We start from the raw sequence: 15,317 nt of genomic DNA on the forward strand, positions 1-15,317 counted from the left end.
CGCGGCAAGTGCGCCAAGGTCGCCATCACCGCCTGTATGCGCGTCCTCCTCACCCGCCTCAACGCCATGGCGCGTGACCGCGCTGAATGGAGAACGCCGATGGCGGAGTGAAGACAGTTGCTCCTACCGCAACCGCTCAGCCGGTGTTCTGCAGACCCTGTGCCACGCCGTTCACGCAGCTCACCAGCGCGCGCAGCAAGGCGTCGTCCTGGCGGTTATCCGCGCGCCAGCGCTTGAGCAAGTCCACCTGCAGCAAACTCATCGGATCGATGTAAGGGTTGCGCAGGCGGATCGATGCGGCGAGACGCGGATCGCCCTGCAGCAGTTCGCCCGCGCCCTTGAGCCTGAGCACCCAGTGGCGGCTGCGCTCGAACTCCGCTCGGATCAGCGCGAAGAACGGTTCGTGCAGTTCGCCGGCCAGTTGCGAGAACGCCTCGGCGATGTCGAGGTCGCACTTGGCCAGCAGCATCTCCACGTCGTCCAGCGCGTTGGCGAAGAACGGCCAGTCGCGCGCCATCTCCGCCAGCGCCTGCTCGCCGTATTCGGCCGCACCCCACTCCAGCGCGCTGCCCAGGCCGTACCAGCCGGTGAGGATGGAGCGGCACTGCGTCCACGCGAACACCCACGGGATCGCGCGCAGGTCCTCCACGCCGCGCATGCTGCGCCGGCGCGAGGGGCGCGAGCCCAGTGCCATACGCTCGATCACGTCGATCGGCGTGGCGTTGCGGAAGTAGTCCACGAAGCCTTCGCGCTCGACCAGCGCGCGGTAGGCCTGCCGGCTGCGCGCGGACAGCGCGTGCATGCGCTCGCGCCATTGCGCCTCGCGCGCATCCTCGTCGCGCGGGCGCAGGCTGGCGCGCAGCACCGCGCCCACGGTCTGCTCGAAGTTGCGCAGCGCCAGCGCGCGGATGCCGTACTTGCGGTGGATCACCTCGCCCTGCTCGGTGACGCGCAGCCGGCCGGCCACCGAGCCGCGCGGCGAGGACAGCAGCGCGGGCGTGATGCGCGCGCCGCCGCGGCTGGCCGAGCCGCCGCGGCCGTGGAAGAACGCCAGCACGATGCCGTGCTCGCGCGCCACCTCCAGCAGCTCCACCTGCGCCCGCTGCAGACCCCAGCGCGAGGCCAGCGTGCCGCCGTCCTTGCCGCTGTCGGAATAGCCCAGCATCACCCACTGGCGGTCGCCGCGCGCGGCGAGATGGGCGCGGTACAGCGGGTCGGCCAGCAGCGCACGCAGTGTGGCCGGGGCGTTCTGCAGGTCGGCGATGGTTTCGAAGAGGGGAGCGATGTCGAGGGGGACATGGCTCTTCGCGTTCGCCTCCCCGCTCTTATCAGACAACACGCTTCTTGCGATCGCCTCCTCTCCCCTTTGGGGAGAGGATTGAGGTGAGGGGCGGGTGCTCGCGGAAGTGTGGCTAGTGCCATTCGCATCAACGACAGCTTCCGGCAAGGCCGCCCCCTCACCCCAGCCCTCTCCCCGGAGGGGAGAGGGCGAAGATCCGGCAGCCTCGGCCAGTCCCCCATGCCTTGCCAGCGCCAGCACCGCCAGCACGTCGGCGGCGGAGCGCGCCATGCTGATGATGTAGAGGCCGGTGGCTTCCGCGCCATAGCGGCGGCGGGCATCGCGCAGGGCGGCGAACACGGCGCGCAGCGACGTGGCCACGCTGTCCTCGCTGGCGACGAAATCGCGTTCGCCGCGCAGGTGCGCATGCAAGGCGGCCACGCGTTCGTCCACGCCGCGCTGCGGCCATTCGGCATCGTTGAACAAGGCGCCCAGCGCGTCGTCGTGCACGCGCGAGTCCTGCCGCGCATCGAGCCGCGCGAGGTGGAAGCCGAAGCTGCGCACGCGCCAGACCAGCCGCTGTATCGCGTAGGCGCCGGCGTGCAGGCCGCAATGGTCGACCAGGCTGGCGGCGATCAGCTCGAGGTCGTCGCGCAGTTCGTCGGCGCTGGCATAGGCCTCCGGATGCCCGTCCTCGTGCGTGGCCTCCAGCCGCGCGCCGATCACCGTGAGCAGGCTGCGGTAAGGCATGTCGGCGTGGCGCGGCTTGATGTGCGCGGCCGCCTGCGGGTAGCGCGCACATGCCTCGTCCAACCGCTGGCGCAGGCGCGGATCGACCTGCACGCGGCTGTCGGTCTGGCTGAGAAAACGCGCCAGTGCGGCGACGTCGCCGATGTAGCGGTCCAGCACCTGCGTGCGCTGGCTGGCGAGGGTGGCGGTGATGGTGTCGGCGCCCACGTTGGGATTGCCGTCCATGTCGCCGCCCACCCAGGTGGCGAAGGAAAGCAGGCGCGGCAGCGGCACCGCCACGCCGTACACCGCCTGCAGCGCGTCGGCCAGCGCCTCGTACAGCGCGGGCACGATGCGGTAGATCGGGTCGGCGATGTAGAAGCCCACGTGCTCGCGCTCGTCCTGCACGCTGGGCCGCAGCGGCGAAGCCTCGGCGGTCTGCCAGCCGGCGGTGAGCGCCATGTGGATGCGTTCCTCGTCCTCGCCGCGCTCCTGCGGCGTGCGGCCGGCGTCGAAGCCGTCGACCAGCGCGCGCACGATGGACTGCTCCTTCTCCAGCAGCGAGGCGCGCACCGCCTCGGTGGGGTGCGCGGTGAACACCGGCTCCACTTCCAGCCTGAGCAGCCAGTCGAGCAATTCCTGCGCGGCCACGCCCTGCGCCTGCAGGTGCTCCAGCACGTCGCGCAGCGATTCCGGCTGCGGCGCGCCGCCCTCGCGCTGGTAGTCGCGGCGGCGGCGGATGCGGTGCACGCGCTCGGCGATGTTCACCGCGTTGAAGTAGGTGGCGAAGGCGCGCGCCAGCGCTTCGGCATGCGCCGCGTCGAGCCCGGCCAGCGGCGCGGTCAGCCCGGCCAGCGGCGCGCCCTCCTGCCGGCGCGCGATGGCGGCGATGCGCACGCGCTCCACCTCGTCGAGGAAGGCCGGCGTGCCCTGCTCGGCCAGCATGCGGCCAACCAGGGCGCCGAGCCGGCGCACGTCGTCGCGCAGCGGGGCATCGGGCAAGGCGGGCTCGGGACTGCGGGAAGCGTTCATCGTGACGACATCGGCTCGCAGGAAACGGGTCTTCGAGACTAGCGCATATCCCGGCCGGATTGTTGCAATGCCGCATATGACTTTCCGTCATCGGCGCGCCGTCCCCGCGGCATGCCCGCCCGCGAAGGACGCCGCTACGGCACGCGGCTATAATTTCGGCTTCCGTCGAGGGGCGCTGCGACCGTGGACATGCACGGCCAGGCTCGACGGCCTGTCCTTGCAACGGCGCTCGATCAACCGGAGATCCACGATGAACGCCGCCACCCACGACTACAAGATCCGCGACATCGGCCTCGCCGATTTCGGCCGCAAGGAACTGGACATCGCCGAGCACGAGATGCCGGGCCTGATGTCGATCCGCCGCAAGTACGCCGCCTCCACGCCGCTGCAGGGCGTGCGCGTGACCGGCTCGCTGCACATGACCATCCAGACCGCGGTGCTGATCGAGACGCTGAAGGACATCGGCGCCGACGTGCGCTGGGCCTCGTGCAACATCTTCAGCACGCAGGACCACGCCGCCGCCGCCATCGCCAAGACCGGCACGCCGGTGTTCGCGTGGAAGGGCGAGACGCTGGAGGAATACTGGGACTGCACGCTGGACGCGCTGTCCTTCCCCGACGGCAAGGGCGGCTTCCTCGGCCCGCAGCTGGTCGTCGACGACGGCGGCGACGTGACTCTGCTGATCCACAAGGGCTACGAGCTGGAAAAGGGCGACGAGAGCTGGGTCAACAGCGCCTCCGGCAGCCACGAGGAGCAGGTCATCAAGAACCTGCTGAAGCGCGTCGCCAAGGAGCGCCCGGGCTACTGGACCCGCGTCGTCGCCGACTGGAAGGGCGTGTCCGAGGAAACCACCACCGGCGTGCACCGCCTGTACCAGCTGGCCGAGGCGAAGTCGCTGCTGATCCCCGCGATCAACGTCAACGACTCGGTGACCAAGAGCAAGTTCGACAACCTGTACGGCTGCCGCGAGTCGCTGGCCGACGGCTTGAAGCGCGCCATGGACGTGATGCTGGCCGGCAAGGTCGCCGTGGTCTGCGGCTACGGCGACGTCGGCAAGGGCTGCGCGCACTCGCTGCGCGCCTATGGTGCCCGCGTGGTGGTCACCGAGATCGACCCGATCAACGCGCTGCAGGCGGCGATGGAAGGCTTCGAGGTCAACACCGTCGAGAGCACGCTGGGCCGCGGCGACATCTACGTCACCACCACCGGCAACAAGGACGTGCTGACCCTCGCCCACATGCAGGGCATGAAGGACCAGGCGATCGTCTGCAACATCGGCCACTTCGACAACGAGATCCAGGTCGACGCGCTGAACGCCTCCGGCGCCACCCGCCTCAACATCAAGCCGCAGGTGGACAAGTACACCTTCAAGAACGGAAACAGCATCTTCCTGCTCGCCGAAGGCCGCCTGGTGAACCTGGGCTGCGCCACCGGCCACCCCAGCTTCGTGATGTCCAACTCGTTCTCCAACCAGACCCTGGCGCAGATCGACCTGTGGGCGAACAAGGACAACTACGAGGCCAAGGTTTACATCCTGCCGAAGAAGCTCGACGAGGAAGTCGCGCGCCTGCACCTGGAGAAGATCGGCGTGAAGCTCACCACGCTCAGCGCCGAGCAGGCCGCCTACCTCGGCGTGCCGGTGGAAGGCCCGTACAAGCCGGACCACTATCGCTACTGATCGGCGGCTCCGTTCCGGAACGGACAGGCGAAGGGCGCAGCTATGCGCCCTTCGTCGTTTCCGGCGCCTGCTGCTGTAAGAATCGGGCCGGTCGGCGCGTCTGAATGGGTGAACCCACCCGGAGACGCACCATGCCCCTCTCACTTTCCCGCGGAGGCGAACCCATGACGGACATCGCACCGCCCGACGTGAACGCCCTCGCCCGTGGCTACGGCCGTGCCGTGTATCTCGCCGCGTACCGTGTGCTCGGCGATGCCAGCCAGGCCGAGGACGTGCAGCAGGACGTGTTCCTGCGCCTGATCGAAAAGCCGCCGACCGACGTCGCCTCGTGGCCGGCCTACCTCGCCGCGATGGCTACCCGGCAGGCGATCGACCGCCTGCGCAGCCGGCAACGCTGGCGTCGGCTGCGCCCACTGTGGAAGGCTACCGAGCCCGCCACCATCGATACGGTCGAGGAAGCGGCCGCGCAGACCGAGCGCGCGCGGCAGCTGCGGGCTGCCCTGGCCCGGCTCAAGCCACAGCATGCCGAGTGTTTCGTATTGCGGTACGTCCACGGCCTCGACACCGCGGCGATTGCCCACGCCACCGGCCTTACCCCCAACCATGTCGGCGTTTGCCTGCACCGGGCTGCGCAGACGCTGGAATCCCTGCTCAACGACCAGGCGCGCCACGCGCCGGAGGTGCTGTGATGGAACCGACCCTGTCCCCCGCCCTGACCCGTCATCTGCAGGCGCTGGCCTGCGATCCGCCCGCCGCTGCGCTCGACGCCGCGCAGGCGAAGCTCGAGCGGCGCCTCGCCGGTGTCCGCCCGCGCAAGCTGCACCCTGCACGCTGGATCGGTGCATTGGCGACCGCAGCCACCGCCTGCCTGGTGCTCACCCTGGCGCTGATGCCGACGTCGCGCAGCGTCGCCTTCGAGGTGGCACTCAAGCACCTGCGCGACTTCCACACCCTCGCGCTGACCATAGAACAGCAATCGCAAGGCATGGCGATGCCGACGATCCAGGTGCGGATGGACCGCGGCGGCGATGCCCGCACCGACATCGGCGACACCACCAGCGTGGTGGTGAATGCCGCCGGGCATCGCGTGCTGACGCTGCTGCATGGTCCGCGCATGGCGCTGGTGACCCTCCTGCCGGCGGACGCCAGGCCGACCCCGGATGCCGCGCTGAAGTGGCTGGATGCAATCCGGCAATTCCAGGGCAACGCGGCCGAACTGCCCGGTCAGCGCGTGATCGACGGCCGCGTCACCCATGGCTGGCAGCTCGACGTGCAGGGCATGCGCATTGCCCTCTGGGCCGATTCCGATGGCGTGCCGCGGGCAGTCGAGGTCGGCGACGGCCATGTGCTGAGCCAGCGCGTCCACGTGACCGTCGATCCGCCGCTGGATGCCGGCACCTTCAATATGGCGGTCCCCGCGGGCTACCGCGAAGCCAGGCCCGATCAGGACTGAAGCAGCACGGTTGGGCGTGTCTCGGGCCGCAGGCCCGCGACACGCCGCAGGGTTCATGGCCGATGGTGCGGCGGCTTGTTTCCGTACCCATCCCGGGCCAGTGAAAACCCACGTGGGCAACCCGGAAATCCGGCCGACAGGCCGTTGGCAACGACGGCGCTATGGCCGCCAGTTCGCGTTGTTTTCCCAGAACGCCACCGCACGCCGATACGCCTCGCGGTCCAGCGGCACGCCGGAACCACCCTCTTCCACGCCCAGCGCATTGCGCAACATGGTGATCGGCGCCATCGGGATCTCCTCCGGTTCCATCGTGTAGAGGCAGCCGACGATGCCCCAGTCGGCGTCGATGGGCTCGCCTTCCTTCGCGAGCTGCTCGCGGCTGTAGAGGATCACCACCAGCCAGTCCGCCACCGGCGGCTGCACGCCCTCGAACCAGCGCACCAGCACCGGCAGTTCGGCCCTGGTGCGCGCCTCGTAGGCGGAGCGCAGCAGGTGGCGGTTGGCGTCGGTGACCGGTGCGGTGAGGCAGCGCGTGGAGGTCCAGTTGCGGTGCACGTGCAGCTTGCAGAACGGCGCGTAGCCGTCGAGTTGCTTGAACGGCGCTTCGTCGTTGAGACGGCGCTGGAACTCTTCGGGCGTGCAGTCCTGGATGGTGTTCCCGCGCGGCTCGCGCGGAAACAGGCGGGCACTGGCGAAGGGTGTGAGGATGATGGACATGGCCGGGCCGATGGAAAAAGCAAAGCGTAACGCACGTGGCGCCCTCTCCTTGCCCGCTGGCGGGCGTCGGCCGGGAAGGCTTCCCGGTTCCCGGGGGCTGAAGGCACCCCATCCGCCCTTCGTCCACGGGCACGAAGGGAATGCAGCGGGAACCATGATTTCCATCCTGCCGTTTGGACGTCTATCTTTTCATCGCGATGGACGTATAAAATCATCCAATACATTCACCGGGAACCCCCATGCCCGCCATCAGCTTCGAATTCTTCCCGCCCAAGACCGACGAGCAGCGCGCGCAGCTGGACCAGGCCGCGCAGGCGCTGAAGGCGTGGCAACCCGAGTACGCGTCGGTCACGTTCGGCGCCGGCGGCTCCACGCTGAGCTACACCGGCGACACCGTGGCGCACCTGCACGCGGCGCACGGCTACGCGGTGGCGCCGCACCTGTCCTGCATGGGCGGCACGCGCGCGGAGATCCACGCCCTGCTCGACGGCTACAGGGCGGCGGGCTATCGCCGCATCGTGGCGCTGCGCGGCGACCTGCCCTCCGGCATGGCCAGCGCGGGCGATTTCCGCTACGCCGCGGAACTGGTGAGTTTCATCCGCGAGCACTCGGGCGACCACTTCCATATCGAAGTGGCGGCCTACCCGGAGACCCACCCGCAGGCCGACGACGCGCTGGCCGACCTGCGCCACTTCAAGGCCAAGGTGGAGGCCGGCGCGAACGGCGCGATCACCCAGTACTTCTTCAACCCGGACGCGTATTTCCGCTTCGTGGACGACGCGCACCGGCTCGGCGTGCGCGTGCCCATCGTGCCTGGCATCATGCCGATCGCGAACTTCACCCAGCTGAAGCGCTTCTCCGACGGCTGCGGCGCGGAGATCCCGCGCTGGATCGCCAAGCGCATGCAGGCGCACGGCGACGATGCCGCGTCGGTGCGCGCACTGGGCGCGGAAGTGGTGGCGCAGCTGTGCCGGCGCCTGCTGGACGGCGGCGCGCCGGCGCTGCACTTCTATACCTTGAACCGCGCCAGGGCCACGCGCGCGGTGCTGGAACAGCTGGACTGATTCACGCTTGCCCGGGCCGCGCATCGCTATGCTTGCGCGATGCGCGCATTCGCCCTGCTCCTGCTGACGCTCTGCATCCTCGCCACGGCCGCGCAGGCGCAGGGCACGATCCATCGCTGCGTGGATGCGCACGGCAACCCGCTGTTCACCGACCAGCCGTGCCCGTCGCAACAGGCCGCGCCGGCGCCAGCCGCAAGCCTCGCGCCGCCCGGTGCGCCAGCGCCGCTGCAGCGCTGCGCCGCGACCGCGGCGGAGCTGCGCCAACGCGTGGTCGACGCCTTTGCCGCGCATGATCCCAACCGGCTCGCCGGGCTGATGCTGTGGGGCGGCTACGGCAACGGCTCGACCACGGGCGACCTGCGCGCGCTGGCCCAGCTGGTACGGCAGCCCCTGCTGGAAATCCACTTCGACAACGAGTCGGCCGACGGCCTCCCGCCCCCCGCATCCTCCACGGTGCCACCCGCCAGGGCATTGCGACTGCGCACCGACGACGGCGGCACCGCCGGCTTCGCGATCACCCGCCAGGCCGGTTGCCTGTGGCTGCGCCAGGTGGACTGAAGCCGCCGCCGGGAGCGCACCGGCACACCGGAATTCCCCCGCGGCATGCTGCGCCGCAAACATCGGCACGCGGGGCTGGGGTTTATCATGGGCAGTCCCCCACGGAGAGTTCCCATGGCGCAGCAGTACCCCGATTGGATCTGGCAGAACGGCGCGATCAAGCCGTGGGCCGAGGCCACCACCCACGTGATGTCGCACGCGCTGCATTACGGCTCCTCGGTGTTCGAGGGCATCCGCAGCTACGCCACGCCGGACGGCGCGGCGATCTTCCGCCTCACCGACCACCTCACCCGCCTGTTCCACTCGGCGAAGATCTACGACATGGCCGTGCCGTACACCCGCGACCAGATCGCCGCCGCCTGCCGCGAGGTGGTGAAGAAGAACGGCCTCGCCGCCGCCTACCTGCGCCCGGTGGCATGGCGCGGCCTGGGCGGTTTCGGCCTCTCCGCCGAAACGCCGATCGACGTGGCCGTGGCCGCGTGGCCGATGGGCCCCTACCTCGGGCCGGAGGCGCTGGAGCAGGGCATCACCGCCTGCGTGTCGAGCTGGCAGCGCTTCGCGCCCAACACCATCCCGGCCGGCGCCAAGGCCGGCGGCAACTACCTGTCCGGCCAGCTGATCGCGCGCGAGGCGCGCCGCCTGGGCTTCGGCGAAGGCATCGCGCTGGCCTCCACCGGCCTGCTCAGCGAAGGCGCGGGCGAGAACCTCTTCCTGGTGTTCGACGGCGCGCTGCACACCACGCCAGCCAGCGCCTCCATCCTCACCGGCATCACCCGCCACTCGCTGATCACGCTGGCGCGCGAGGACGGCATCGAAGTGGTCGAACGCGACCTCCCGCGCGAATACCTCTACCTCGCCGACGAGGTGTTCATGTGCGGCACCGCCGCCGAAGTCACCCCGATCCGCGCGGTCGACGGCAAGCAGGTCGGCGCCGGCCATGCCGGCCCCGTCACCCGCCGCATCCAGGAGCTGTTCTTCGGCCTGTTCAACGGCAAGACCCACGACAAGTGGGGCTGGCTGGAGCCGGTCTGACGCATGAAGCCCCTCTCCCACTCGTGGGAGAGGGGTTGGGGAGAGGGCGCTTTTCCCGCAAGGCCGCCCTCTCCCCCGGCCCCTCTCCCGCAAGCGGGAGAGGGGAGCAAGCGGCTACTTCGCCGGCTGCTTCGCCAGCACGCCCGCGACCCAGCGATCCAGATCCCGCGGCGTGATCGTGCCGTCGCCCTCGTGGATCGAGCCGCTGAAGCGGATATCCAGCAAACGACCATCCGCGCCCACCAGCGCCACTTGCGGATAGGAGTCCACGCCCATCGCCTGGATGAAATCCATGCCGTCCGCCAGCACCGGCCAGCCGAAGCGGTGGGCGGCGACGTAGTCGCGGGCGGTCTTCACATCGTCGAACGTCACCGCCAGCACGGGCATCCGCGGATGCGCCCTGGCATAGGCGTTCAACGCGGGCGTCTCCTGGATGCACGGCACACAGGTGGCGAAGAAGAAGTTCACCAGGGTGACGTGGCCATGCAGCGAAGCATTGTCGACCACGTGGCCGTCGAGATCGGCCAGGCGGAACGCCGGCAACGGCTGGCCCGGCTCGAGCGCATGGCCCTGCGCGCTCGTCTTCGCCATGGCGGCCGTCTGCGCCCTGAGCTCCTTGGCCTGCACCGAATCGGCGGCATTCAATCGCAACTCCGCCGTGCGCCTGGCCGGATCGCGCCTGACGTCGAACGTCATGGACTTCTGCATCACCGCGGCGACGAAATCAGCCTTCGCCATCACCTTGCCGTCGACGTCGCGATAGGCGACCGCGTAGCTGCCGTCGATGCCCTCCATCTTCAGCAGCGGATCCAGCGCCGTGCCGGCCTTGCCATCGCCCTGGGCCGAAGCCGCGAACCCCGCCAACGCCAGCACGCCACCCAGCAGGACCAGCCACCCGCGCGCACGCTCCATTCCCATCACCACGCTCCCTTCCGGCGTCATCGACGCATCAGACTACCTTCCCGCGAAACCGGCAAGCGCGGCGGTGCCGCTATCATGTGCGGATGACCGACACCGCATCCGCCTTGCCCACCATCCGCCTGAAATCCGACCGCGCGCCCGGCCACCCCTGGGTGTGGTCGGCGCAGGTGCACAAGCCCGAGGGGCGCATCCCGCCGGGTAGCGTGGTGGACGTGCTGGACGCGAAGGACCGCTTCGTCGGCCGCGGCTTCTGGAACGGCCACGCGCGCATCGCGCTGCGCCTGCTCACCGCCGACCCCGCCGAAGCCATCGACGCCGACTGGGTCGGCGCGCGCATCGCCCGCGCCGTGAAGCTGCGCCGCGAATGGCTGGAACTGGACACGGCCACGGACGCCTGGCGCGTGGTGCACAGCGAGGGTGACGGCCTCAGCGGCCTGATCGTGGATCGCTACGCCGACATCCTCGTCGTCGAATACTTCGCCGCCGGCATGTGGAAGTTCCGCGACGCTATCCGCGACGCACTGCTTTCGCATTTTCCCGGCGCGCGCATCTACGGCTTCGCCGAAACGCACGTGCAGAAGCAGGAGTCCTTCGACTGCCGCGCCAGCGAGCCGCCCGCGCCGGTGGCGGTGCACGAGCACGGCCTTGCCTTCCACGCCGCGCCCGGCGCGGGCCACAAGACTGGCTTCTTCGCCGACCAGCGCGACAACCGCCGGCGCTTCGCGGAACTCGCGCGCGGCCGCCGCGTGCTCGACCTGTGCTGCAACGCCGGCGGCTTCGCGGTGCATGCGATGGCCGCGGGCGCGCGCGCGGCGGTGGGCGTGGACATGGACGCCGGCATCCTCGAGATCGCCCGCGCCAATGCCGCCGCGAACAAGCTCGCGGTGGATTTCCAGCAGGCCGACATCTTCGACTGGCTGCGCGCCGCGGTGGCGCGCGGCGAGCACTACGACGCGGTGATCCTCGACCCCGCCAAGCTCACCCGCGACCGCAACAAGGTGTTCGACGCGCTGAAGAAATACTTCGCGATGAACCGCCTCGCGCTGGACGTGATCCCGCCCGGCGGCCTGCTGCTCACCTGTTCATGCACCGGCCTGGTCGGCGAGGCGGACTTCCTGGAGATGCTGCGCCGCGTGGCGCTCAACGCCGGCCGCGAGATCCAGATACTCGACGTGCGCGGCGCCGGCGCCGACCATCCGGTGCGCGCCGACGTGCCGGAGAACCGCTACCTCAAGGCGGTGTTCTGCCGGGTGGAGTGATGTTGCGGAAACGCCGTGGAGCGCACCCTGTGCGCGAATGCTTTTCGCCCTGATCGAGGCACCAAGGCCATCGCGCACAGGGTGCTCCTACGACGGGAATTCAGGCCTGGCGCGGCAAGCGTCCCTGCAACGACGCCGCATCGAACGGCCCGGGCTCGGCGATCAGCGCGCGCGCCGCATCCACCTGGCCCCAGGTGTTCCACAGCAGCACGCCGCGCACGCGGCCGCGTTCGAGGTAATACACCACGCCTTCGCGGCCGGGCTCGCGCCAGTCCTCGACCACCTCCAGCCGCGTGTCGAGCAGGCCCACCGCCTCGTAGCCCAGGTCGAACAGGTCGGAATAGAAGAACGGCAAAGTGTCGTAGCTGTCCGCGATGCCGGCCATCGCGCGGCCGGCGCAGCGGCCCATGCCGAGCGCCGCGTCCTCGTGCTCCACGCGCAGGCGCCTGTCCAGCGCGGGGTTGTAGAAATTGGCGACGTCGCCGGCGGCCCAGATGCCGGGATCGCTGCTGCGCAGCTGCGCGTCGACCACGATGCCGTTGTCCACCTTGAGGCCCGCCTGCTCGGCCAGCGCAACGTTCGGCGTCACGCCGAGGCCGGCCACCGCGGCCTCGACCCGCAGCAGGCTGCCGTCGGACAGGTCCAGTTCCACGCCGCCGTCGGTGGGGCGGCCGCCGTTCACCCGCACGCCGCTGCGCACGTCCACGCCGTGCTGGCGGTAGTAGTCGTCCAGGTAACGCGCGAGCCCATCGGGGTAGCGGCCCGCGCCGATGTGCGCATCCGGAAACAGCATGCTCACCTTGCAGCCGACGCCGCACAGCGAAGCGGCCAGCTCGGCGCCGATGAAGCCGCCGCCGATCACCGCGATGATCGCACCGGGCCGGGCGTAGCGGCGCAGCGCCTGGTAATCGTCCAGCGTGCGGAAATGGATGACGCGGTCGCCGCCGTCGAACGGCAGCAGCCGCGGCGTGGCGCCGGTGGCGAGCAGCAGGCGTCGGTAGCGGTAGCTGTCGCCCTGCCCGTCGCGCACCACGTGCGCCGCGCGGTCCAGCGCCACGATACGCCGCCCGGGATACAGCTTCGCGCCGCTGGCCGCAGTACCCAGGTCGATGTCGGCCAGCGTCCTGTCGCCCTTCCACAGCGCCTTGGACAGCGGCGGGCGCTGGTACGGCGGCGACGTTTCCTCGCCGACCATGCCGACATCCGCCGTGGTGTCGACCTCGCGGATCGCCTTCGCCGCCGCATCCGCCGCCATGCCGGCGCCGACGATCAGGTAATCGTGCATGTGTTCCATGACCAGCTCCCATCCGGAATGCATTCGGCCATCATGCGCCGCCATGGCGAAAGCCGCGTGAATCGCAGGTGTTGCGACGCCAGGACGTACACTTAGGAGAAGCCCGATCAATCGGCTTCTTGCTCGTCATTCCTGCGCGGGCAGGAATCCAGCGCCTTTGCGTTCAACACCCTGAAGACACTGGATTCCTGCCTGCGCCGGGATGACGGGCAAGATCAGAACATCCCTGCCGCATCCGATTCCAGCGAAACCTGCCCATGCCTTCCAGCGAAACCCTGCTCATCCTCCTCGTCGTGCTCGCGCTGTTGCTGCTGGCGCTGCAGGTCGCGCTGCTGCTGCGCGGCCGCGGCGACGCCGGCGTGGCCGGCAAGCTCGACGCGCTGAAGGACGACAACGAACGCCTGCAGCGCAGCCTGCGCGACGAGCAGCGCAGCGGCCGCGAGGAACTGCAGCAGGGCTTCGAGCGCTTCCGCGGCCACGTCAACGAACAGCTGGACGGCATGTCGCGCCAGCAGGCCGAACGCATCGACGGCTTCGGCCAGCGCCTCGCCGCACTCACCGACGGCACCAGCGCCGGCCTGCAGTCGCTGGCGCAGCGCCTCGCCGAGGACGCGCGCAAGAGCCGCGAGGAGCTCGCGCAGGCGCTGGACCGCTTCGGCGAACAGCAGCAGCAGCGCCTCACCGCGCTGGGCGCGCAGCACGAGCAGCGCATGGGCGAGGTGCGCGGCACGCTGGAAGGCCAGCTCAAGACGCTGCGCGAGGACAACGCCGCGCAGCTGGAAAAGATGCGCGCCACCGTGGACGAGAAGCTGCAGAGCACGCTGGAAACCCGGCTGGGCCAGTCGTTCAAGCTGGTCTCCGAGCGGCTGGAGGCCGTGCAGCGCGGCCTGGGCGAGATGCAGAGCCTGGCCACCGGCGTGGGCGACCTGAAGCGCGTGCTGGGCAACGTGAAGACGCGCGGCATCCTCGGCGAGGTGCAGCTGGGCGCATTGCTGGAACAGCTGCTGATCACCGACCAGTACGAGGCGAACGTGGCCACCGTGCCGGGCAGCAACGACCGCGTGGAGTACGCGATCCGCCTGCCCGGGGCCGACCGCGAGCATCCGGTGTGGCTGCCGGTGGACGCCAAGTTCCCGCGCGAGGACTACGAGCGCCTGCTGGACGCGCAGGAGCGCGCCGACGCCGATGCCGCCAATCTCGCCGCGACCGCGCTGGAACGCCGCGTGCGCGAGGAGGCCCGCACCATCCGCGCCAAGTACGTGGCACCGCCGCACACCACCGACTTCGCGATCCTGTTCCTGCCCACCGAGGGCCTGTACGCCGAGGTGCTGCGCCGGCCCGGCCTGTTCGAGTCGCTGCAGCACGAACACCGCGTCACCGTGGCCGGCCCCACCACGCTGAGCGCGCTGCTCAACAGCCTGCAGATGGGTTTCCGCACGCTGGCGATCCAGCAGCGCTCCAGCGAGGTGTGGCAACTGCTCGGCGCGGTGAAGAGCGAGTTCGGCAAGTTCGCGAACATCCTCGAAAAGGCCGAGCGCCAGCTCAACACGGTGAGCAAGAGCATCGGCGACGCCGGCAAGAAGACCCGCACCATCGAGCGGCGGTTGCGCGGCGTGGAATCGCTCTCCGCCGACGACGCGACCCGGCTGCTCGGCGACGCCGCGGTCGACGACGATGCCGACAACGGGACGGATGAAGACGCATGAACAGGCCGAAGCGTCCGCTCGCCGAACACCGCCGGCAGTTCGACCTGCTGACCGACGAGGTCCTGTGGCTGTGGAAGGCGCTGCCGCCGCGCCAGCGCCTGATGCTCGGCACCGTGCACGCGCTGTGCGCGGTGGTGGCCGCCAGCCTCGGCTATTTCGGCGCGATCGCGCTGGGCCTGCAGCAAGGCTACTGGGCCGCGATCACCGCGATCTCGGTGAGCCAGAGCAGCTACGCGGAGGTGCGCAACTCCACGCGCGACCAGTTCCTCGGCGCGATGATCGGCAGCCTGATCGGCATGGCCGTCGCCACGCTGGGCCACGACCAGTTTTCCACCTACGTGCTGGCGGTGATGATAGGCATGGTGCTGTGCGCGGCCTTCAACCTGGGCGCGGCGGGGCGCATCAGCGGCACCACCACCACGATCATCATGCTGGTGCCGCACCAGGGCGCGTTCTGGCAATTCGCGCTGTTCCGGCTGGGCGAAGTGATGCTGGGCGCCATCGCGGCGCTGCTTACGACCGTGCTGTTCAACCGGCTGGAACGCCGCCTGTTCGGCGAACCGCCGGCGGCGTGACCCGCTTGCCGCTAAAATGC

Annotated in this window: 13 protein-coding genes and 1 riboswitch; of the genes, 9 read left to right on the top strand and 4 right to left on the bottom strand. The window is 69.9% G+C overall.

Going from position 1 to position 15,317, the window contains the following annotated elements; all coding sequences use genetic code 11:
* Window positions 1-136 precede the first annotated feature (136 nt).
* Window positions 137-3,040, bottom strand: coding sequence for a phosphoenolpyruvate carboxylase (locus IHE47_RS17800; protein ID WP_225561985.1), 2,904 nt, complete (start codon window positions 3,038-3,040; stop codon window positions 137-139).
* A gap of 161 nt (window positions 3,041-3,201) precedes the next feature.
* Window positions 3,202-3,278, top strand: a riboswitch (S-adenosyl-L-homocysteine riboswitch).
* A 12-nt stretch (window positions 3,279-3,290) separates the two neighbouring features.
* On the opposite strand from IHE47_RS17800, the gene ahcY reads away from it, so the two are divergent.
* From ahcY to IHE47_RS14810, 3 genes are all read left to right on the top strand, one after another.
* On the top strand, window positions 3,291-4,718 hold the full coding sequence (gene ahcY / locus IHE47_RS14800; RefSeq protein ID WP_192107235.1) for an adenosylhomocysteinase: 1,428 nt from the start codon (window positions 3,291-3,293) through the stop codon (window positions 4,716-4,718).
* Window positions 4,719-4,882: 164 nt separating this feature from the next.
* Window positions 4,883-5,407 carry a sigma-70 family RNA polymerase sigma factor gene (locus tag IHE47_RS14805; protein ID WP_192107237.1) on the top strand — a complete coding sequence of 175 codons (525 nt, stop codon included), beginning with the start codon at window positions 4,883-4,885 and terminating at the stop codon, window positions 5,405-5,407.
* Complete coding sequence (locus tag IHE47_RS14810; protein WP_192107239.1) at window positions 5,407-6,171, top strand: hypothetical protein; 765 nt, start codon at window positions 5,407-5,409, stop codon at window positions 6,169-6,171. The genes IHE47_RS14805 and IHE47_RS14810 overlap by 1 nt, the downstream gene beginning before the upstream one ends.
* A 159-nt stretch (window positions 6,172-6,330) precedes the next feature.
* Here IHE47_RS14810 and IHE47_RS14815 read toward each other — a convergent pair whose 3' ends face one another.
* Window positions 6,331-6,888, bottom strand: a complete 558-nt coding sequence (locus IHE47_RS14815; protein WP_192107242.1) for a DUF3228 family protein — start codon at window positions 6,886-6,888, stop codon at window positions 6,331-6,333.
* 239 nt (window positions 6,889-7,127) lie between these two features.
* Here IHE47_RS14815 and metF point away from each other — a divergent pair, with 239 nt between their 5' ends.
* The 3 genes from metF (at window position 7,128) to IHE47_RS14830 (ending at window position 9,542) form a co-directional block, all read left to right on the top strand.
* Entirely contained in the window at window positions 7,128-7,952 is an 825-nt protein-coding gene (gene metF, locus IHE47_RS14820) for a methylenetetrahydrofolate reductase [NAD(P)H] (protein WP_192107244.1), read from the top strand.
* 39 nt (window positions 7,953-7,991) lie between these two features.
* Window positions 7,992-8,510, top strand: coding sequence for a DUF4124 domain-containing protein (locus IHE47_RS14825; protein WP_192107246.1), 519 nt, complete (start codon window positions 7,992-7,994; stop codon window positions 8,508-8,510).
* 114 nt (window positions 8,511-8,624) lie between these two features.
* Window positions 8,625-9,542: a branched-chain amino acid transaminase gene (locus IHE47_RS14830; protein ID WP_192107248.1), complete on the top strand. Its 918-nt coding sequence runs from the start codon at window positions 8,625-8,627 to the stop codon at window positions 9,540-9,542.
* A 114-nt stretch (window positions 9,543-9,656) separates the two neighbouring features.
* On the opposite strand, the gene IHE47_RS14835 is transcribed toward IHE47_RS14830, so the two are convergent.
* Window positions 9,657-10,460, bottom strand: a complete 804-nt coding sequence (locus tag IHE47_RS14835) for a TlpA disulfide reductase family protein (RefSeq protein ID WP_192107250.1) — start codon at window positions 10,458-10,460, stop codon at window positions 9,657-9,659.
* Between the two features lie 86 nt (window positions 10,461-10,546).
* Here IHE47_RS14835 and IHE47_RS14840 point away from each other — a divergent pair, with 86 nt between their 5' ends.
* Window positions 10,547-11,722: a class I SAM-dependent rRNA methyltransferase gene (locus IHE47_RS14840; protein WP_192107252.1), complete on the top strand. Its 1,176-nt coding sequence runs from the start codon at window positions 10,547-10,549 to the stop codon at window positions 11,720-11,722.
* A gap of 100 nt (window positions 11,723-11,822) precedes the next feature.
* On the opposite strand, the gene IHE47_RS14845 is transcribed toward IHE47_RS14840, so the two are convergent.
* Window positions 11,823-13,016, bottom strand: coding sequence for an FAD-dependent oxidoreductase (locus IHE47_RS14845; RefSeq protein WP_192107254.1), 1,194 nt, complete (start codon window positions 13,014-13,016; stop codon window positions 11,823-11,825).
* Between the two features lie 257 nt (window positions 13,017-13,273).
* Between IHE47_RS14845 and rmuC the strand changes: the two genes are divergently transcribed.
* Window positions 13,274-14,722, top strand: coding sequence for a DNA recombination protein RmuC (rmuC, locus tag IHE47_RS14850; protein WP_192107256.1), 1,449 nt, complete (start codon window positions 13,274-13,276; stop codon window positions 14,720-14,722).
* Window positions 14,719-15,297, top strand: coding sequence for an FUSC family protein (locus tag IHE47_RS14855; protein WP_192107258.1), 579 nt, complete (start codon window positions 14,719-14,721; stop codon window positions 15,295-15,297). The genes rmuC and IHE47_RS14855 overlap by 4 nt, the downstream gene beginning before the upstream one ends.
* Window positions 15,298-15,317: the final 20 nt, after the last annotated feature.

The organism is Rhodanobacter sp. DHB23 (genome assembly GCF_014842975.1).
GTDB lineage: Bacteria > Pseudomonadota > Gammaproteobacteria > Xanthomonadales > Rhodanobacteraceae > Rhodanobacter_A.